The sequence below is a fragment of the Rahnella aquatilis CIP 78.65 = ATCC 33071 genome, assembly GCF_000241955.1.
Taxonomy (GTDB): Bacteria; Pseudomonadota; Gammaproteobacteria; order Enterobacterales; family Enterobacteriaceae; genus Rahnella; species Rahnella aquatilis.
This window is the reverse complement of record NC_016818.1, coordinates 3,101,583-3,120,564: the sequence shown is the minus strand read 5'-3', so window position 1 is coordinate 3,120,564 and position 18,982 is coordinate 3,101,583. Positions and strand designations below refer to the sequence as shown.

Genomic DNA, 18,982 nt, shown 5'->3' with positions numbered 1-18,982 from the left:
GTTGGATGACGCGGTGTAGAGTCTTTCGCTGCGTCACTCCTGACTTAAGCCTGAGATGGCAGATAAAAAAAAGCCCGCTCGGGGGCGGGCTGAAAGGGGTAATGCGAGGGTCTTACACACTATGAAGGACAGTTCACAGTGGACACAGGAGAAGAAACATCGTCTTCGGATATAAAAGTAACAAACCCAATGTTTATTTATGTCAAAGCTAAGTAAGTTTATTTCCCAACTTGTAACCCCGTCAGATCACTGTTTACTCAGACGCTATACTCAAATTATTACACGTGAAAAATCAATGTACTGCTAATGCGAAGTAGTGCTAAAGGAACACTATGCGTTATTGGGTAAGCTTTATTGTGATTATCGGTGTGGCCTGGTTCAGTGGCCCGTGGATAAGTCGTCATGTTCCTTCTGAATATAATCCTTTCATACCGGTGACCATTAATGACCCGCCGAATCTAATCACCCGCTACAAATTAAGGAGGCTGGATAACAATCCTCAGGAATGTCTGGCTGTGCTTGAACGGGCTCAGCAAGAGGGGGCGATAAAGTTTAACAGTGCCGGAAATATGGGCGGAAAGTGTCCGCTGACTCATTCAGTACGCGTTCGCGGATTTGGCGATGTTTCACTGAGTTCGGGTTATCTGTCGAGCTGTCGCCTTGCACTTAGCAGCGCAATGTTTGTCACTCAGGTGGCGAAACCGCTGGCCATTCAGGAATTAGGTTCGCCACTGGTGCGTATTGACCATCTTGGCAGCTATGCCTGCCGGAACGTCTATAACAAACCTGATGCGCGGCTAAGTGAACATGCTACGGCCCAGGCGCTGGACATTGCCGGTTTCTCGCTGGCTGACGGCCGCCATTTAACGGTGCTGAAACAATGGCCTCAGACCGGCGCAGAAGGAGAATATGTGCGGACGTTATTTTCAGAGAGCTGCCCGTATTTTGGCAATTCCATCGGGCCGGAATACAACGCAGCGCATGCCAATCACTTCCACTTTGGCATGCGCTGGTTCGGTTTTTGCCGTTAACTTCCTAAATAGCGCTCGACCAGACGTGTCCAGTAGGCTGCGCCGAAGCTCAGACTTTCATCGTTAAAGTTGTAGGCCGGATTGTGCAGCACCGCGCTGTCTCCGTTACCCAGACGCAGGAAGCAACCGGGCTTCTGTTGCAGGAAATACGCAAAGTCTTCACTACCTGAAATAGGCGGAAGATTATCGACCACGTTTTCTTCACCCAGCAGTTCTTTTGCCACTTCCACAGCGAATGCTGTTTCCTGGGCGTGATTCACCAGCACCGGATATCCGGGAATATATTCAATTTCAGTGCGGGCACCGTAACCGGCAGCGTGATTCTCCACCAGAGTACGGATACGTTGTTCAAGAATTTTGCGTACTTCAGGATCGAAGGATCGAACACTCATTTCAAGGCGCGCAGTTTCAGGGATGACATTCGCCGCATGACCTGAATGTAATGAACCGATGGTGACGACGGCTGTTTCATTCGGGTCGATATTGCGCGAAATAACGGACTGCAAGGCGATAACCAGACCGCTGGCAACCAGTATTGGATCCACGGTCATGTGCGGGCGGGCTGCATGCCCGCCTTTGCCATGAACAGTGATATTAACTGTGTCGCAGGCTGCCATAAACGGGCCAGAACGGAACATCATTTTGCCGACCGGATAGCCGGGATGATTATGCAGTCCGTAGACGGCATCACACGGGAATCGCTCAAACAACTGTTCGGCCAGCATGCGCTCTGCGCCACTGTTAAACCCGATTTCTTCCGCGGGCTGGAAAATAAGATGCACGGTGCCGGAAAAGTTTTTGCTGCGCGCAAGCTGCGCGGCTGCGCCCAGCAACATCGCCGTATGACCGTCATGGCCGCAGGCATGCATTTTCCCGGGAAACTGACTGGTGTAACTCACGCCTGTCTGTTCGGTGATGGGCAGGGCATCCATATCTGCACGGATACCGATGCAGCGTGATCCGTTGCCAAGTTTCATGGTACCGACAACGCCGTATCCGCCAACTGCAGTAGTCACCTGATAGCCAAGAGATTCTAGTTTTTCAGCGACCAGTGCTGCGGTTGCAGATTCTTCATTGGAAAGTTCAGGGTGTTGGTGCAGGTGTTGGCGAATCTGGCGCAATTGCGGAACGAGATCCGCCACGTCAGCGATGGTGCAAAGTGATTTATTATTCATTATGAGGATCTGTTTTTTGCCTGAAAGAAATCCGGCCAGTACGACCGGTGCCACGTCATTACCCCTGACAGAATGCAATGTGAAATCCGGGCTGGCAATACCTAAATCAGACAGAAAAAAGTCTTTTGAAAATTATGGAATGTTCAATTCAATAACGGTATGTAATTGATGTGACAGACGAAAGTTTTTCCAGGACATCACGCAATTCAGCATTTTGCTGCTGGATGGTGCGAGCGGCTGCCTGTACCGTTGTGATGCAGGCCGGGCTGACCGGTAATACATGAGATATCAGGCAAATGGTTTTCCATCCGCCTGATAACGGCCACAGATCAAGGAACAAGGGCGGGAAGATAATAGCGGGGTTCAGGCAGGCAGATAACTTATTGAATGCTCCAGTGAGTCACACTGAGAATCGATAAGAACGTTCCAGATGCCTTTATAAGGTATGCCCACATAAGCCGTATTTTGATCGTTAATTGTCAAAATATCGCCGAAACCTGAGTGACGTCCTTTTCGCTCAACATCATTTTCACACATCAGATGAATGTGACATTTTTCTGAACAACGTATGACGACAGTGTCGCCACCAAACAGACTCAATCTGGCTCGAACGATAGGCATGACTTCCCCCAATGAGATAAAACACCTGAAATACGCTGCAACCGAACACTGCCGGGTTTTACGCCGTTCGAACCGGGAGTGATATTGGTCACATAACGCTCTGGAATCTATAAAACCAGACAAAAGAGGAGGAAATAATGACCTTAATCAAGAGTTGTAATAATCTTCCGAAGATTAATTGTTAGCCGCTCATACATATGTAAATGAAAATGATCTAATTTCTAGTAAGGAGGCTGGAATGTTGCTGGCAGGTTATCTGCAGGTGAGGAGCCCAAATGAGCGATAACAAACCCAACGTATTTTTCTGTGAATTGATAATGTGTATTCATTCGTTACAGAGTAATAAAATAGCTGCTTTTTCTTTCACAAGCTGACACCCTATAGGTGTATGGCATGTGCGCTCGTTTTAAATTGATTATTATCGGATTTTTTGCCGTCTCACCCGCCCATTTTGCGGGTGATGAAAAAATGCGGGCGCTACACTTTCTAATTTTATCCAGTTATAAGGGCATCGGATGAATTGCTCCGAAAAATTCAAATATGTCAGAAACTTCAGTGCGTTATCCCTGGTTCTGAATGCTTTTTTTAGCCTGCCGGTACATGCAGATGACGCACTGTTACGGGCGTGTAGCAATGCAAAAACGGCCAGGGATTGCCAGTTGCCTTTCCAGCAGGGACTTTCCCCTGTGCTGGTCGGGTTATCTCGCGAACCACTCTGGGGTTACGTGGATACCAGCGGGCATATGGTGATCAAGCCTGATTTCAGTGAAGCCCGTGGCTTTGTGAATGATCTGGCTGCTGCGAAAAAAGGCGATAAATTCGGTTATATCGATAAGAAAGGTCACTGGGTTATTGAACCTAAGTTTACCCGAGCAACCGATTTCAATGCGCAAGGCACTGCGCTGGTGGTGACCGATAACCGTCTGGTACTGATTGATCGCAAAGGTGCGGTGATAAAAACGCTGCCGTTTGCCGTTTCTCTCGACAGCCAGGGATTTGTGCGCGGTCAGGCACTGGCAAGCGTACAAACGCAAGTTTCTCCAGCATTGTGGAATGCCTCAACAGATCGTTCCCTTTCTCTGCCTGATGATGTCATCGCACTGGATATGCCTCAGTCCGGGCTGATTCCGGCCCAAAAGCGTGATTCTGCACAAGACGGTTACTGGGGATATCTCGACGAAAACGGTGACTGGGCGATTGACCCGATGATCCTTAAAACCCGCGACGAGCCGCAACTTGGCGGAGACATCGTTGCAGTGAAAACCAAAAATGTCTGGGTGTTCGTTGACCGGCAGGGTGTGTCGTTAAATAAAGAGCAATATAAATCTGTGCGCCCGCTGGCTTCAGGTAGCTGGCTGGTTACAGGCACTGATAACAGTAAACAGCTTCTCAATAATAAGCTGGAAAAAGTGCAGGATATTCCTGCAGACCAATCTGAGAACATCCTCGTCTGGGGCAAGGCTACCGTGGGTACGGGCAGCAAAGGCATTGTGATTATCGGTGCTGATAATCAGATTGCTTCGCTGAAAGTGAATAAACCGCAAATTCTGCAACAGGGCAACCGCCTTTGGGTGATGCAAACTGAGGGTAAAACGCCTCAGGTGGTGCAGATCTATGACAATAACGGCGTAGCGCTTCTTAACGACGCCACGCTGACCGCGCTGAAAGACTATCAGTTAAGGCCGTTGGGCACGACGCCGATGACCGATGACATCCATGCTTTGGCTCAGGCAGACACAGATGCGGCACACAGCCTGCCATGGGCAGTTCTGACGCCTGTCGATGCAACAAAACCTCCTGCTATCCTTACTTCTCAGGGAAACGTGCTTTCCGACCCGCAGTGGGCATCGGTTGAAGAAGATGCGTCGCAGGCTCCGTTGATCATCCATACTGAAAACAAAAAGGTTGGCGCTGTCGATGCTGCGGGGAAATGGGTTATCCAGCCAGTATTTACGCAAATCACCCCGTTTAACGGCGACTATACCTGGGCCACTGACAACAGCGGCAATGCAGACGTTAAGCACCTGATTGATCGCAGTGGTAATGCGATTGACGTGCCGGCAAACATTCAGCAAAGCGCTCAGCGTTTGTCATCCGGCCTGCTGTTTTATACTGAGGGCGAAAAAGATGCCCAACGTTGGGGCTTATGGGATATCGCGAGTAAAAGCAGTAAAGTCGCTCCTCAGTTTATCCAGATTGATTCGTTCAATGACGGTTATGCCCTGGCGCAGACAGATGCGGGTTGGGGTGTTCTCAGAACCGACGGCAGTTGGGCGATTGCGCCTGATGCGGGCCGTAGCGGTAAATTCCAGTATATCGGGCAGGGTGCCTTTACGCTTTCCGATAACGATCAGCCTGGTGAACGCGGTGCGCTTGCCAGCCATTACAGCCTCTACAGCGCTGAAAGCGGTCAGGCTTTAGCAACAGATTTACTCTCAAGACCGCAGCCCGTGGGCCAAAACCACTGGCTGGTTCAACCTGCCGATGGGGGTGTTGCACTGCTTGACAGTGCAGGGCGTTTCCCTGTCAGCAAGGCAATTACCGCATCCTCAAGTTCTGTCGATGGCAACTGGGTTATGCTCAGTTTCTCGCCTCATTTTGGGGTGATTAACAGCCAGGGTGACTGGCAAATCCAACCACTTTATACTGCTGAATTCAATTTCATCCCCCCTCTTAATCTGAGTCGTGCCGTCAGTGATGGCCGTATCACATTGATTAATGATCATGGCGCGGTGCCGTTAGAGGGTTTTGAGCAGGCTCAGGCGCTGAACTCGATGACGCGGTTGGCCATGAATGACGACGCAACCGGCGAAACTGTGTTGTATGACAACGACGGCAATGAGATCCAGCGTTTCGCCGGGCTCGACAGCCTGCAGGCAGATAAAGCCAGCTCAGGCGTGATCCCTGTGCGCGATAGCAAAGGCCTGTATGGTTTTGTTGATCAGCAAGGGAAGAAACTGATCGGTGCTTACTTCGATCAGGTCGGCGCAATGAGCAATAATTTTGCTACCGCCATGAAGAAATCGACCTATGGAAATCTGCTAGGTTATATCAATACTACAGGGCGTTTTGCTATTTTGCCTAAGTTCGACTGGGCGAATGATTTTAGCGAAAAGCATGCCTGGGCTGGCGGTAAAGGTGTGGTCAGCTTGCTTAACAGCGATGGGGCTGTTCAGGCGAAAATTCAGGTGCGCTGCAATCAGCGTGTCATTGTGGATGCCCGAGGGGCTTATCTCTGGCCAGCCAAGGCTCCTGCATGCGATACCGGAGGTAATTAATGTTTGTCAGCAAATCTTCAAGGCTACGAAATGCTCTCCGTTGTGCTCTGAATACCAGTAGCACACTGGCCTTATTGACGCTGACAGCCTCTGCAATCGCGGCAGAACCCGACAGTTGTTCTGCGCCGTTACCCGCGGCGCAGGCTGATGCACAAATGCATAATGCATTGCCTGTGGTTCAGAATTTATGTATCCGCGATGTCCATGAAGGCCGTGCAGCAGTACTTTTGCCTGCTGCAGAGATCAATGGCGAGCGTTGGGGCTTTTTAAATAATCAGGGGCAACTGGTCATTAAACCTGTTTTTGAAAAAGTCGGTGACTATCATTTCGGTGCCGCCGCTGCCATGCAACAGGGCAAGTGGGGATTCATTGATCTGACCGGAAACTGGATGATTCCGCCGGCTTTTGATCACGTCCAGCCCTTTACCGAATCCGGGCTGGCTGTGGTGACTGCAGGTGGAAAACCGCAGATTATTGACCGTAAAGGCGCACCGGTCGGTAAAGCGCTGGATGAATTAGTGGATGACGCCACGCTGAGTGACGGCATTCCGGCCCGCCTCAGTCTGACGTTTAACAGCGTTCTGCTTTCGCCTGACGGTGTCCGTCATGTGGCTACAGACAAAATGGAAGTGGTTGAACCGTTCGGCCCGAAAGATCTCTTTATCGCTTTTGATGCCAGCAAAGGCTATGGCATCATTGATGGTAATCTTAGCTGGCGCGTTCTGCCGCAATACCGCGCAATCACACTTGATCCGCAAAACCCTTCTGTTGCCCTGGCGAAAAATGCGGAAGGAATTACGTTAATTCGCACTGACGGCGTGCCGGACGAACAAAAATACTTGTCTGTCAGCGAAGAAACCGGCGCTTTCTGGCTGGCGAAAACCGCTGAAGGGATCAAGTTACTTGATAATTTCGCTGCGGTTATCGCGACCCTCAGTGAAGCTGATGCCGCTTCGCTGCGTGTCTCGGGTGATTACGTGTTGAACCCCGTCGCTAAAGACGCTCTCACAGTGTATGTCCCAGGACGTAAACAACCTCTCCTGTTGCCAGCGGGCAGTGAGCCCTGGGAGCACAGCACGGGTGAATATCTGATTACCACTAAAGGTAACCCGAAAAAGGTTAACGCGATTGTTGCGCCATCCGCAGCCATGATCGGGGGCTCGCAGAATGTGGGTTGGCTGGCGCAAATCGCCAGTGCAGAAGTGATCAACCACCGTTTGTGGCTACGTAACGAACACGGAGATGTCGTCAATATTGTTGATGCATCAGGAAAGGCGTTACTGAATCAGAAGAATATCAGCACCCTTGATGGCAGCCGGATTGAACCTCTCAATTTCAGTGATGATGCCACTTCTGCACAGTCACCACTGGCGCTGATCCGTCCTGAATCTGGAAACGGTAAAAACGGTGCCGGTTTCCTGCGCCCGGACGGCTCACTTCAGATTGACAGCAAATGGCTGGATATTCAGTCTGCTGACGCGGACGGAAATATCGAACAGTTTATTGTCAGAACGGCTGAGGGAACCGGTGTTGTCGATGCCCGGGGGAAAATTGTTATCCCGCTGACAGAAGACAATATTTCTCCCTTTGTTCATGGCTATGCGCTGGATTATCTGGACGGAAAACTGACTGCACTGGATCACGCGGGTAAGCATTATGATTTACCTAACGTTTTCGAGATTGAGTCTGTCGGTAACGGTTGGTTCCGTTATCGTGAAACCGCTGCCGAAGGCGCGCTGTGGGGCATCTTTGATGTCAACACGCAGAAAACGGTCATTCAGCCCTCTTATCAGGATGTGGGTGAGTACGCCAATGGTCTGGCGGCGTTCAGAACGCCGGAGGGCTTATGGGGCATTGTAGACAGCCAGGGTAAAACCACCGTTGAAGCGAAGTATGCTAAAGCAAAACGCATCAATTCTGCGCTCTGGCTGCTGACGCAACCGGCCGCTGCTGAGCAACCTGAATCCAGTGTGATTACCGAAATTATTGGCAATGATGCGAAAACGAGAATCGAACCAACAGCGGGGTTATCGGTCACTCAGTTCAGCGATGGACGTATTGTTGCCACCTCTGTTGCAGGGCAGTCCTGGCTTTTGGATCCCAAAGGCAACATTGAACTGCATGAACAGCAAACCCGCATAAGCGCGCTGGGCGACTGGGTAAAATTATCCCGCAAGCCGCAGGAAGGTTACCTTTCGGCGCAAGGGGAGTGGCAAATTCAGCCAATGGCGGAAGCCCAAAGTTCTGCTTTTGTTCAGGGCCGCGCTTTGCGTTCGACGCCAGCAGGGTATGAGCTGATCGATGATAAAGGTGTGCGGGTTGCGGCTATGCCGGAGGGCAGATGGGTAATGCCGCCAGGCAGTGCATGGTCTGTCTCTTACGACCCTCAGGAGGGTGCAGCCGCAACCCGTTATGTCGACAACAGCGGTAAATTAATGCTGACGGTGCAGGGAAAAGCCAGCCTGATGGTGAATGATCACGCTGTACTGACCCGCGCAGATGGTATGAAAACCTGGATAAACAGTCAGGGGAAACAAGCCGAGGGCATGGCGTATGCCGACTTAGGTTTGCCTGTGGATGGTCTGGCCTTTGCCAAAACTAATAATTATTACGGTTTTGTCGACGTGCAGGGCAACTTTGCCATTGCCCCGCTATTCAGTGCCGTCTCACCGTTTGACAGCGGCGTTGCCGTTGTTTCAACGCCTGCTATGTCGATGATGATTGATAAAACGGGGAAACCGCTTGCAAGGGTCGATAAGGAATGCGGGGTTGCCGTTTTATACGGTGCCGGCAGTGCAAGACAGTGGCCGGTAACGATGCCGGATAACTGCAAGCTTTAGGATGTGTTTCCGGCTTTGAAAACCCGCTACGGCGGGTTTTTTTGTGCTAATGTTTACCTGTTATGGTAGTGAACTATCTCAATCGAAAGGATAAATTATGATTCCGCAGATCCCACTTAAATACAGGGATGCAGAGCGCTGGTCGTTTGGTGATACCGAGTCGTCAGCAGACGAACTGGCTAAGCGTGTTATTGCAGGCACAAAAACCGCCACCTGTTCAAACCTTGATGATGACCCGGAACCCGAACCGGGCGAAATCTTTGTGGTGGTCGATGGTCGCAATAATCCGGTGTGTGCCGTACAACTGACCGAAGTGAAACAAGTTCCGTTTGACCAGGTGACAGAGCAACATGCCTGGGAAGAAGGTGAGGGTGACCGCACGCTGGCTTACTGGCGCGCTGAGCATCAGCGTTTCTTCGAAGAGTACGAGATGTTTGAACCCACTATGCCATTGTTGCTGATGAAGTTCCGCATGATAGAGAAGTTCTAAATATCTGAGGGGTCTGATAAGGAAAATCAGACCTTAAATCCCACCAGTTATATGATCAACCTGATGTTGTCGATCTGTCGTTCAGGAATATGTCATGTCAGTGAATTCAGCCAATCAACGCGCTTTTACAACCCTTTCCGGAATACCTTATTTCAGTCAGTGGGAAGATCCTGATTGTGCCGCAGGTATTATTGCCGGTGAACTCGAACTGAGCGATATCAAACTCTGGGCGCAGTCTGGCGCTTCCACCCAGCAGGAATTTATTGAATGGGCAAACCATGTTTGTGGGATGTGTTGCCTGAAAATGGTGCTGGCAGCGGTTTCCGGAAAAGTCGTGCCTGTTCTTAATCTGACACAACGCAGCCTGCCCTATGGCGCCTATGTGAGAGAGGGCGAGAACATTAAGGGGTTAATTTATGCGCCTTTTGTTGAGTATGTTCGTCAGGAGTTAGAGCTGACCGCAGTAATCAAAGTGGATATTTTGGCTGAGGATATTGCTGCACAATTGGTCGATCACCGGTTTTTCATCGCCTCGGTGCATCCGTCAATTCGGATTCCGGAGACTGTTCCGCCACGTAAAGGCGGGCATCTGGTGCTGGTGACGCATGCAGACCGAGAGTTTGTGACCTTTCACAATCCCTCCGGTCATGATATTTACACGCAGCAGGATGTCACGTTACCCGTGGAAGTTTTCGCCCGCTTTTTTGCCGGGCGGGGTATTTCATTGGTTGAAAACGCTGACTGACCGCAAGCGGCATGGCGAACATAATCCCGTTCGCCATGCAGTATCACTCCAGTCGCATGATCCACTCATCTTTCTGTGCGTCATACTTCTCCTTGTACAACACCGAGTGACGACCATCGACTACTGCCGGGACACTGGTGTGATCATCCCAGGCATCAAGTTGCATACACAAATCAGGATCTGATTTGCAGGGAATGTGCACTTTATCGCCACCTTTAGCCTCAGGCGTCGAGAGATGCGCATCGTCAATTTCGTAACTGCCAATTCTTATACTCGATTTTCCCATCAGGTACTCCTTGCCAGCGTGACGCGAATGATTTCAGTAACATCAGGTATGACCAGTTGGTCTCCCTTATATGAGGATAGCCGACAGCACAAAAAGTGCCAGCCGAATTTTTACAGAGGCAACAATAGCTGAAGGCGTCAGGAGGAAAAGATAAACCAGCCGCGCGACAGATAACGCACGACTGCGGAGAGGATTAAAGCTTGTTGAATCTGACTGAGACGGGCATGGCGTTAATCTGGTTGCGGCCATTGTTTTTTGAAAGATACAAAGCTTCATCAGCGGCGCTCACAATATCCGACTGGTCCTCAATGTCCGGATCCTGATCTGGCATATAGGTTGCGATGCCCTGGCTGATCGTCACGCGATTAAATTCACTGAAGCTATGTTTGATGCCCAGCGCTTCAATGGATTCCATAATATGCTGTGCCACAATCCACGCACCTTTCAAATCAGTATCCGGCAGGATCGCAGCAAACTCTTCGCCGCCAAAACGTGTCACGACATCGGTACTGCGTTTGAGTGATTTTCGTAATGTACGGGCTACCAGACGCAGGCAGGCGTCACCGGAAAGATGACCATAGTGATCGTTAAAATGTTTGAAGTAATCAATGTCGATCATCACCACGGTCAGCGGCGTGCGGTTACGCCTGGCCCGCATGTATTCATGGCTGAGCACTTTTTTAAACTCACGGCGGTTCGGCAATTTGGTCAGGGAGTCCGTGCGTGCCTGAATTTCCAGACGGCGGTTAGCTTTGACCAGTTTCAGTTCCAGCAATTTACGTTCATGCACATCTTCAGCGGTGCCGTACCAGCGCTGAATTGAGCCGTCGGGTGCATAGCTCGCAGCGGCACGAATGCGCATCCAGTTCCAGCCGCGGTCTACATGGCAGAAGCGAACTTCAATATCCAGTGGTGCGCCGGTTTTCAGGCAATGTTCCCAGGTCTGTACGGCAGCACGGCGGTCTTCCACATGCATACTCTGGATCCACTTGTCGGCCAGAATATCCTGTCGCGTCATACCGGTTATCCGCTGGAAACGTGAGCTGACATCGTTGAGCAGGCCTCGCGGATCTGCTGTCCACGGGATTTGCGGGTTCAGCTCAACCATATTGCGGTAATGTTCCTGGCTTTCACGCAGTGCTTTTTCCATACGTTTGAGGCTGGTAATGTCGGTCATCGCGACGGAAAGGCCATTAAGCTGATTCTGTGGATCACAGGCTGCTTTGATACGGACAAAGAAAACCTGATTCTTACCGGGAACAGAGAATTCGCGGTCCGGCGTGGTTTCATTCCGCTGCGCCAGTTCAAGTGCATTATTGAGCAGCGGAGAAAGACCGGGCAGGAATACGCCCACTTTACGGCCAATCGCTTCATAAGGTTGCAAACCGATAATATTCGCCATGGCATCGTTTACGGTGACGTAGCGCATTTGCAGGTCAATAAAACACAGGCCGACCGGCGCATTGGAATAAATGGTTTCAAGCTGGAAGAGGCGCTGACCCGGAGCCTGATCAAGGCTGGTCAGGTTACGGTCAATCCCCCGATACCCACGGAAATTACCTTCATTGTCAAACAGCGGAACGCCGCTGGTTTCGAGAATGACTTCCGTACCGTCAGGGCGAATGTTACGGTTTAGCAAACCACCGAAGGGCGCGCGTCGTTCGACGATAGCGGCAAACTGTTCGCCAACCCGTTTGGCTTCATCAGGCGGCATGAAGTCAAAAGGCGTTTTGCCTAATACTTTTTCAGGCGGAACACCGAGAAACTCGATGCATTTATTGGAAGAGAAAACATAACGCCCCTGCGTATCGACTTCCCAGATCCAGTCAGAATTGTTATCGATAATATCCCGCAGGCTGGCCATTTGCTGTAATAGCAGTCCATCTGCTGATTCGAGTTTCATTTCATCCGACATGACACTTCTCCGACTGGCAGGTCTTTACTCAACATCAGGCATTAAGATTTATATCTGAAAATGATATATCACTAGCAATGTTATCTTGATGGCAATAATACATGTCACGGTAGGATTATTCCTACTTATAATTCAATAATCCTTTCTTGATAATATAAATAATTATCCACTATATTCAGCATAAAATGTTGTCTAATTAATTGTTCTATGCACTTTGTCACCCTGATTTCACCTAAAGGTTACGTTGTACAGAATTCGCCAAAATGCTTGTCAGAATGAGTTTTTATCGTAAAAGATGATGATTAGGGAGGATATTCTGCGCCATCCGGATGATCTTCTGGCACAGAAGTTTGCAAAAAATTTGAATTAATTAATCATCCGATAAGATCTGCGGGCGAACCGCACCATCCCTGACCAGCTCGCGCGGCAAGCTATTTTTAATCCGGCTTCCGATCCGCTTCGCTAATCCCAGCGGCTGGCCGAGCCATGTGACCAGACATTCATCCGCCGGTGGGGTGGTTTGCGGATAAATATCGACGCCCCGGAACCAGCTTTGTGCCAGTTCGTCGTCAATTTCAAAACGGTTTTTAGCTTCCGTATCGCTGAATGCCACCACGGCTTCGTGCTGCCAGCGAAAGCCTTTCGGAAAGCGCTCGGCCAGCCTGATACCAATACGCGAGAAGCGCACTTTCCCAAACAGGGGTTCCAGAACCGCCGGGAACATCCAGATCTCTTTGTCGCGCTGCCACAACGTATATCGTTTTTCCTGCCATGACAGCCCGGACTGACCGGCAGCGTTGATAATTTCTGCGCTGTCCTGACGGGAAAGCGGAGAAAAAGGGAAACGACCGATTTTGTATCCCGGAACAGGCAGGCGCGGTACGGAGTTCGTTTTGCGAAAACGCGCGACGAAGAAACCTTCACTGTCATAGACCTGAGGGAATACGTGCAGATAACCTTCCGGCGTTACCGCTTTTTGCGCATCCGGGAATAAGTCTGCCAGCGATTCACTGTCCACCGCATCAGCATAAGTCTCAAGCAGCCACTGGCAAACCTGCTGGTTTTCCTGCGCATTGAGGGTGCAGGTTGAATAAACCAGTACGCCGCCCGGTTTCAGCGCATGAAAAGCGCTGTCGATCAGTTCACGCTGCGTGGCGGCAATGTCCGACACGCTGTTTTCAGACCAGTTGCTCATGGCATCAGGATCTTTACGGATAACACCTTCGCCCGAGCAGGGGGCATCCAGCAGAATGGCGTCGAAAGTTTCCGGTAATGCGGCACCAAATACGCGACCGTCAAAGTGCGTCAGCGCCGTGTTGCTGACACCGCAGCGGCTGATATTGGCGTGCAGAACTTTTACCCGGCTTGCGGAATATTCATTGGCAACGATGCCGCCCTGGTTTTCCATCAGCGCTGCAATCTGTGTGGTTTTTGAACCCGGTGCGGCGGCGACATCCATCACCAGCGTCGGCTGAGTATCATGGGCAAATAACGCGGTGACCGGCAGCATGGAGCTGGCTTCCTGAATATAAAACAGCCCCGCAAGATGAGACAACGCATTGCCTAAACGTGATTCATCCAGCGCATGGCGGTTGATCCAGAAACCTTCGGCGCACCACGGCACAGGTTCTAAATCCCACTGATAACTGCCGGCGAGAGTCAGGAAATCTGCCACGCTGATTTTGAGGGTGTTGACCCGCAGGCTGGGGCGAAGAGGGCGCTGACAGGCCGCTATAAAATCCTCCATGCTCAGGCTGGCAGGCATGATCGCGCGAGTGGCTTCCAAAAAAGCGGCGGGTAATTTATCAGCAAAACTGCTGGCAATGGTGAGCTTTGACAAGAGTGCGGTTCCAGAACTGAATAAGTTTTCAGCCGCGGAGTTTAGCATATTTACCTGTGCGGAGAGGGGCTTCCGTCTCAGCCCGTAAACGAAAAGGCCACCCGAAGGTGGCCCTGATAAAAATCATATCGGTTAATTTTTGGGGATCGCCGTTCCCCATTTCTGCCAGTCTTTCGGCGCTTCCGGATTGAGCAGGAAATGGTTGCCATTGGCGGCTTTCGGTGCAAGCGGCGTTGTCGGCGGGGTCGCAAAAGCAATACCGCCGCGGATAAACTGCTGGAATGTACCGCTTTTGAATACGCCGCCAGTCAGACCGAACTGCAAGTCATAACCGGACGCCAGCCAGAACACAGAGTTTTCACGCACCAGATACTGATATTTTTTGCTGATCCTCAGGGTCACGTTTACCCGGTCGGCCATCGCACCAAGGTAGAAGCCCGAGACCGTACCTACTTCGATGCCACGGAACAGCACTGGCGTGCCGATCTGCAATGAGCCGACTTCAGCGGCGTCGACAACAATGCCGAGACCGTCAGTGTAGCGGGAATCCGTGATAGTGGATTCCTGCAGGTCGAAATTGCGCGCCGGAACGCCTTTGCCCGCTTCAACGTTGATGTAAGGCTGGAGCAGGGTTTCGAGATTGCTGACACCACCCGCTGAAATCTCCGGAGAAACAATCGAGAAGCGCGAACCGCGACGGGCAAAATCATTCACATATTCCGGATACAGCACGGCTTTGGCCGAAACCTGATTAAGTTGCGGATCAAGCTTCAGTGATTCGACCTGACCAATCGTGATGCCCAGATAGCGGATTGGCATGCCGGCGGAAAGCTTACTGGCATCATAAGTGTTCAGTGTTATCTGGCTGCCGACGGCGCGGGCCGAGGTTTCTGAATCATACAGAACCCGTTTCACCCCTTTGCTGGTGGAGACACCTTCAAGATTATCAAAGCTGATCGCGCCTTTCAGGGCACGGTCCAGCGGCGAGGCCTGAACGGTCAGACCGCTGCCATTGAGCTGCACTTTCGCGCCGCCTTCGGCCCAGAAAATGCTTTTTTCTGACAGAAGATTCCGGTATTGCGGCTGAATATACACATCAACTTCAAACTCGTTCGCTTTCGGGCGCACATTCACAATTTGCCCAACCTGGAACTTGCGGTAAAGCACCACTGATCCAGCCTGAATATCTGGCAGCGTTCTCGCCGTCAATGTCAGCGTGGCACCTGGCTGGTCGCCCTGAATACCTTCAGCTGCTTTTTCCGCGTTGCTGTAAAGAGGGTATTTCTGGACTGGCTCACCTTTACTGCCAGGAATGAGACGGATACCACCATCGACCCATTCCTGCGCGCTGGCCCCCAGCACTTCCATGCCATCAATACCCAGTTTCACATCCACGCGACTGTTGACGACAAACTTGCTGTCTTTGTGCAGCAAATTTTTATATTCCGGTTTGATGGCGGCATTGAACAGAATGCCTTCGTCAGTCAGCGTGCGGTCCATGACCGAACCGACGTTGATACCGTAAAGTTTGATCGGCTGCCCCGCATCAATTCCATAGCTTTGCGGCGCAATCAGCTGGATCTTGAGCGTGCCGGGGTCCTGAAGCAGCCGCTGGTTGCTGTCAAGCACCACGAAATGCTTTTGCGGCTCGCCATCGCCCGGTATCAGTTCCAGTGTATTCCCTGTCAGCAACTGACTGAGATTAGCGTTGTTCAGACTAATTTTCGGGCTGTTCATTTCGATACGTGTGCCGGTGCGCATCATATCGAGCACCGACGGATCGACAGTGAGTTTACCGGTAACTTTATTGTCTGGCTGCAAAGTGATTTTGGTCAGAGTACCGACCTGCAACCCCTGATACATCAGCGGCGTCTGTCCTTCTGACAAGCCGTTGCCGTTGGGTAAATCGAGATCGATTTCAACCCCGCGCTGGCTTTGCGCCAGATCCGGATACAGCACATAAGACTGATCTGCTTTGGCCGGATTACCGTCATTTGGCGAGTCCATGGAAATGGCTCCGTTAACCAGCGCGGCCAGGCTTTCCATTTGCACTTTCGCACCACTCAGGCTGAAGTCGCCTTTAAAACCGGATACGTTCCAGAAGCGCGTGTTGTCCTTCACCAGACCGGCAAAACGCTTGTCGATCAGCAAATCAATGGTGACGCCGTCATTACCGCTTTCAATGTCGTAATCGTAAACTTTTCCGATAGGGATTTTGCGGTAATACACCAGCGAACCGGTGCTCAGTGAACCCAGATCTTTTGAATGCAGATGAACCATCAGTTCGCCGGTATTCAGGCGGAATTTGGGCTGAGTATCGAGGGCAACGAAATGATCCTTCTCTTTACCTGGTCCCGGCATCATGCCGATATAGTTACCGCCCACCAGCGCATCAAGCCCGGAAACACCGGCCAGCGAAGCTTTCGGTGTCACCAGCCAGAACTGCGTGCCTTCACGCAGGGCGTCAGACAAATCGCTTTTGATACTGACTTTTACCTGAATGGTACGCAGATCTTTGGTCAGACTGATGGATTCTACTGTCCCCACCTCAACCCCCTGATAACGCACCGGGGTACGGCCCGCAACAATACCTGCTGCCGACTGGAAATCGATCGTGACAGTATTCCCACGCTCCTGATAGTTGCTGTAAATCAGCCATCCGGCGATCAGTAAAGCAATAAACGGCAGTAACCAGAAAGGCGAAATCCGGCGCCTGTGTTTTATCCGTGCTTCAGTCGGAGTATTCGGCGTTTCCTGTTGCATGTGCATCCCAAATCAAGCGGCTATCAAGCCATTCAACGGCAAGAATGGTCAGAATTACGGCAGAGCCAAAGTAAAAGGCGGCCGGTCCCATGGTAAAAGACAAAAGCTGGTCGCGGTTTACCAGCGACATCATTAATGAAATAACAAACAAATCCAGCATCGACCAGCGTCCTATCCAGGTGACCAGTCGCAGTAAACGGATCCGCGTTTTCAGTCCCTGAATCGCTTTAAAATGAATACTGAGTAACAGCGTCAGCATCACAATCACTTTGGTAAAAGGCACCAGTACGCTGGCGATAAACACAATCGCGGCAATCGGCATATTCCCCGACGTGGCAAGCGAAACGACGCCGGAGAAAATGGTGTCCTTCAGTTGCTGCCCGTTTGCATAAATGATGGAAATCGGCAGCAAATTGGCCGGGATTAAAAACATAATTGCTGCAATCAACGCCGCCCAGGTTTTTTGCAGACTGTGTTTGTAGCGTAGTCGCATGGGAACATGACAGCGAGGACAGCGCCCGCGTTCATCCGGCAAGCCGGTGAATTTACAGGCAAGGCACAAACGCAGTGAAGACGGTACGCCTTTCGGTCTGCGCTGCGGATAAAACTCCTCCCAAAGCTGCTCAATGTTCAGATTAATCATCGTCAGCGTCACCATCACAGTCATCATCAGATACGCAGCCAGCGCAACGCCGGCATTGATATCCGCATATTCTTTGACCTTAATGCTGGCGACTGCCATGCCAATCAGATAAATATCGAGCATGACCCAGTCTTTCAGGCGATCAAGCATCAGCAACACGGGTTTGAGATTCATCCCCAGCTTGCTGCCAAAATGCAGATAAAGAATTGAAACAGCGAGTGTCAGCGGCGCACCGATGGTGCAAAACGCCACCATACTTGCCGTGACCGGATCGCCCTGGCGCGACATCTGCCAGATGCCTTCGAGCAGGCTGGCATCGATGCGTGTGCCGAGCATGCGGATGCTGATCAGCGGCTCGGTATAGGCGAAAGGCATCAGCAGCAAAATGCTGATGGCCATGGTGATCAGCCGGGGAAGGGAACAGACTTTACCTTTTTCTACTTTGGCATTGCAGCGCGGGCAATGTGCTGTCTGCGTTCGTTTCAGCGTCGGCAGCGAGAAAAGGTAATCGCATTCATTGCATCGCTGGTATCGAACATGCGGTAACTGGGCTGATATTGTGTGTATTTTCATAGTACCTGGAATAGTAAAGAATACCTGTTGTTACAATTACGCATCCCCAAAGGGGGGCATGCGAGGCCATCACGCCAAGATCAGCCAGGTTTTTTTGACAAAATAACGTATTATGCGGTCGGCAAACAGTTATTGTAGGTGAGTCTTTTTGATGTCACACAGGATTAACCTTGTTCACATGGGCATTTAATGCTTATTTTATAGAGGTTAAGCACAACAGAATGGCTCAGTGCCCTTAGGTTATTATTGGTTACTACATGAATAAAGAAGCATTCTACACGGAATTAAAACGTGATTTTAACGCCTTGATCGCCGGAGAAAACAATTTTATTGCGACTCTGTCGAACGCAAGCGCCTTACTTTTTGAACGTCTTGATGGCGTCAACTGGGTGGGTTTTTACCTGCTGGACGGCACAACACTGGTGCTGGGGCCATTCCAGGGTAAAATTGCCTGCGTGCGTATTCCGGTAGGAAAAGGCGTCTGCGGTACCGCAGTAGCGGAAAATGCCGTACAGCGTGTGGGCGATGTTCATGCCTTCCCGGGGCATATCGCCTGTGACGCAGCAAGTAATGCCGAAATTGTTCTGCCAGTGACCGTCAATGGCACAGTGATCGGCGTATTAGACATTGATAGCACCGTTTATCAGCGCTTCGATGAAGCGGATGAACAGGGGCTGACAGAGTTAGTCAGCGGGCTTTGCCAGCATCTCGAAAACTGCGATGCTGAAAAATATGTCAATCTGATCGTAAGTTGATCGTCGGATAACGTGGCATTTAATAAC

The 18,982-nt window shown here is 50.9% G+C and carries 13 protein-coding genes; 6 read left to right on the top strand and 7 right to left on the bottom strand.

Translation table 11 applies throughout. The annotated features are described in order from the left end of the window. Positions 1-332 precede the first annotated feature (332 nt). Positions 333-1,031, top strand: a complete 699-nt coding sequence (locus RAHAQ2_RS13975; RefSeq protein ID WP_015697862.1) for an extensin-like domain-containing protein — start codon at positions 333-335, stop codon at positions 1,029-1,031. On the opposite strand, the gene RAHAQ2_RS13970 is transcribed toward RAHAQ2_RS13975, so the two are convergent. Together RAHAQ2_RS13970 and RAHAQ2_RS13965 are read right to left on the bottom strand one after the other, a co-directional pair. Next, a complete protein-coding gene (locus RAHAQ2_RS13970) occupies positions 1,028-2,206 on the bottom strand; it encodes a M20 aminoacylase family protein (protein ID WP_037039916.1) in 1,179 nt (392 codons plus the stop codon). The genes RAHAQ2_RS13975 and RAHAQ2_RS13970 overlap by 4 nt on opposite strands. 363 nt (positions 2,207-2,569) lie before the next feature. Further along, complete coding sequence (locus RAHAQ2_RS13965; RefSeq protein WP_015697860.1) at positions 2,570-2,827, bottom strand: DUF1883 domain-containing protein; 258 nt, start codon at positions 2,825-2,827, stop codon at positions 2,570-2,572. A gap of 515 nt (positions 2,828-3,342) precedes the next feature. Here RAHAQ2_RS13965 and RAHAQ2_RS13960 point away from each other — a divergent pair. The 4 genes from RAHAQ2_RS13960 (at position 3,343) to RAHAQ2_RS13945 (ending at position 10,180) form a co-directional block, all read left to right on the top strand. Then, positions 3,343-6,105 carry a WG repeat-containing protein gene (locus tag RAHAQ2_RS13960; RefSeq protein ID WP_015697859.1) on the top strand — a complete coding sequence of 921 codons (2,763 nt, stop codon included), beginning with the start codon at positions 3,343-3,345 and terminating at the stop codon, positions 6,103-6,105. Continuing rightward, a complete protein-coding gene (locus RAHAQ2_RS13955; protein WP_015697858.1) occupies positions 6,105-8,945 on the top strand; it encodes a WG repeat-containing protein in 2,841 nt (946 codons plus the stop codon). The genes RAHAQ2_RS13960 and RAHAQ2_RS13955 overlap by 1 nt, the downstream gene beginning before the upstream one ends. Positions 8,946-9,042: 97 nt before the next feature. After that, the gene (locus RAHAQ2_RS13950) at positions 9,043-9,435 is read left to right on the top strand and encodes an ASCH domain-containing protein (RefSeq protein ID WP_013576159.1); all 393 of its coding nucleotides are present in this window, start codon (positions 9,043-9,045) and stop codon (positions 9,433-9,435) included. Between the two features lie 94 nt (positions 9,436-9,529). After that, entirely contained in the window at positions 9,530-10,180 is a 651-nt protein-coding gene (locus RAHAQ2_RS13945) for a hypothetical protein (RefSeq protein WP_015697857.1), read from the top strand. 43 nt (positions 10,181-10,223) lie between these two features. Here RAHAQ2_RS13945 and RAHAQ2_RS13940 read toward each other — a convergent pair whose 3' ends face one another. The 5 genes from RAHAQ2_RS13940 to yebS form a co-directional block, all read right to left on the bottom strand. Next, positions 10,224-10,466 carry a YebV family protein gene (locus RAHAQ2_RS13940; RefSeq protein ID WP_015697856.1) on the bottom strand — a complete coding sequence of 81 codons (243 nt, stop codon included), beginning with the start codon at positions 10,464-10,466 and terminating at the stop codon, positions 10,224-10,226. Positions 10,467-10,659: 193 nt separating this feature from the next. Next, on the bottom strand, positions 10,660-12,381 hold the full coding sequence (locus RAHAQ2_RS13935; protein ID WP_015697855.1) for a sensor domain-containing diguanylate cyclase: 1,722 nt from the start codon (positions 12,379-12,381) through the stop codon (positions 10,660-10,662). 370 nt (positions 12,382-12,751) lie between these two features. Next, entirely contained in the window at positions 12,752-14,206 is a 1,455-nt protein-coding gene (rsmF, locus tag RAHAQ2_RS13930; protein WP_193785522.1) for a 16S rRNA (cytosine(1407)-C(5))-methyltransferase RsmF, read from the bottom strand. Positions 14,207-14,353: 147 nt separating this feature from the next. Further along, on the bottom strand, positions 14,354-16,984 hold the full coding sequence (locus RAHAQ2_RS13925) for a PqiB family protein (RefSeq protein WP_015697853.1): 2,631 nt from the start codon (positions 16,982-16,984) through the stop codon (positions 14,354-14,356). Continuing rightward, entirely contained in the window at positions 16,953-18,200 is a 1,248-nt protein-coding gene (gene yebS / locus RAHAQ2_RS13920; protein WP_015697852.1) for a membrane integrity lipid transport subunit YebS, read from the bottom strand. Before yebS ends, RAHAQ2_RS13925 begins: the two co-directional genes overlap by 32 nt. Positions 18,201-18,457: 257 nt before the next feature. Here yebS and RAHAQ2_RS13915 point away from each other — a divergent pair, with 257 nt between their 5' ends. Beyond that, positions 18,458-18,955: a GAF domain-containing protein gene (locus tag RAHAQ2_RS13915; protein WP_015697851.1), complete on the top strand. Its 498-nt coding sequence runs from the start codon at positions 18,458-18,460 to the stop codon at positions 18,953-18,955. Positions 18,956-18,982: the final 27 nt, after the last annotated feature.

What these genes read in the sequence shown, in the direction of transcription:
- RAHAQ2_RS13975 (WP_015697862.1), top strand. Translation starts at nt 333, where the DNA reads ATGCGTTATTGGGTAAGCTTTATTGTGATTATCGGTGTGGCCTGGTTC.
- RAHAQ2_RS13970 (WP_037039916.1), bottom strand. Translation starts at nt 2,206, where the DNA reads ATGAATAATAAATCACTTTGCACCATCGCTGACGTGGCGGATCTCGTT.
- RAHAQ2_RS13965 (WP_015697860.1), bottom strand. Translation starts at nt 2,827, where the DNA reads ATGCCTATCGTTCGAGCCAGATTGAGTCTGTTTGGTGGCGACACTGTC.
- RAHAQ2_RS13960 (WP_015697859.1), top strand. Translation starts at nt 3,343, where the DNA reads ATGAATTGCTCCGAAAAATTCAAATATGTCAGAAACTTCAGTGCGTTA.
- RAHAQ2_RS13955 (WP_015697858.1), top strand. Translation starts at nt 6,105, where the DNA reads ATGTTTGTCAGCAAATCTTCAAGGCTACGAAATGCTCTCCGTTGTGCT.
- RAHAQ2_RS13950 (WP_013576159.1), top strand. Translation starts at nt 9,043, where the DNA reads ATGATTCCGCAGATCCCACTTAAATACAGGGATGCAGAGCGCTGGTCG.
- RAHAQ2_RS13945 (WP_015697857.1), top strand. Translation starts at nt 9,530, where the DNA reads ATGTCAGTGAATTCAGCCAATCAACGCGCTTTTACAACCCTTTCCGGA.
- RAHAQ2_RS13940 (WP_015697856.1), bottom strand. Translation starts at nt 10,466, where the DNA reads ATGGGAAAATCGAGTATAAGAATTGGCAGTTACGAAATTGACGATGCG.
- RAHAQ2_RS13935 (WP_015697855.1), bottom strand. Translation starts at nt 12,381, where the DNA reads ATGTCGGATGAAATGAAACTCGAATCAGCAGATGGACTGCTATTACAG.
- RAHAQ2_RS13925 (WP_015697853.1), bottom strand. Translation starts at nt 16,984, where the DNA reads ATGCAACAGGAAACGCCGAATACTCCGACTGAAGCACGGATAAAACAC.
- yebS (WP_015697852.1), bottom strand. Translation starts at nt 18,200, where the DNA reads ATGAAAATACACACAATATCAGCCCAGTTACCGCATGTTCGATACCAG.
- RAHAQ2_RS13915 (WP_015697851.1), top strand. Translation starts at nt 18,458, where the DNA reads ATGAATAAAGAAGCATTCTACACGGAATTAAAACGTGATTTTAACGCC.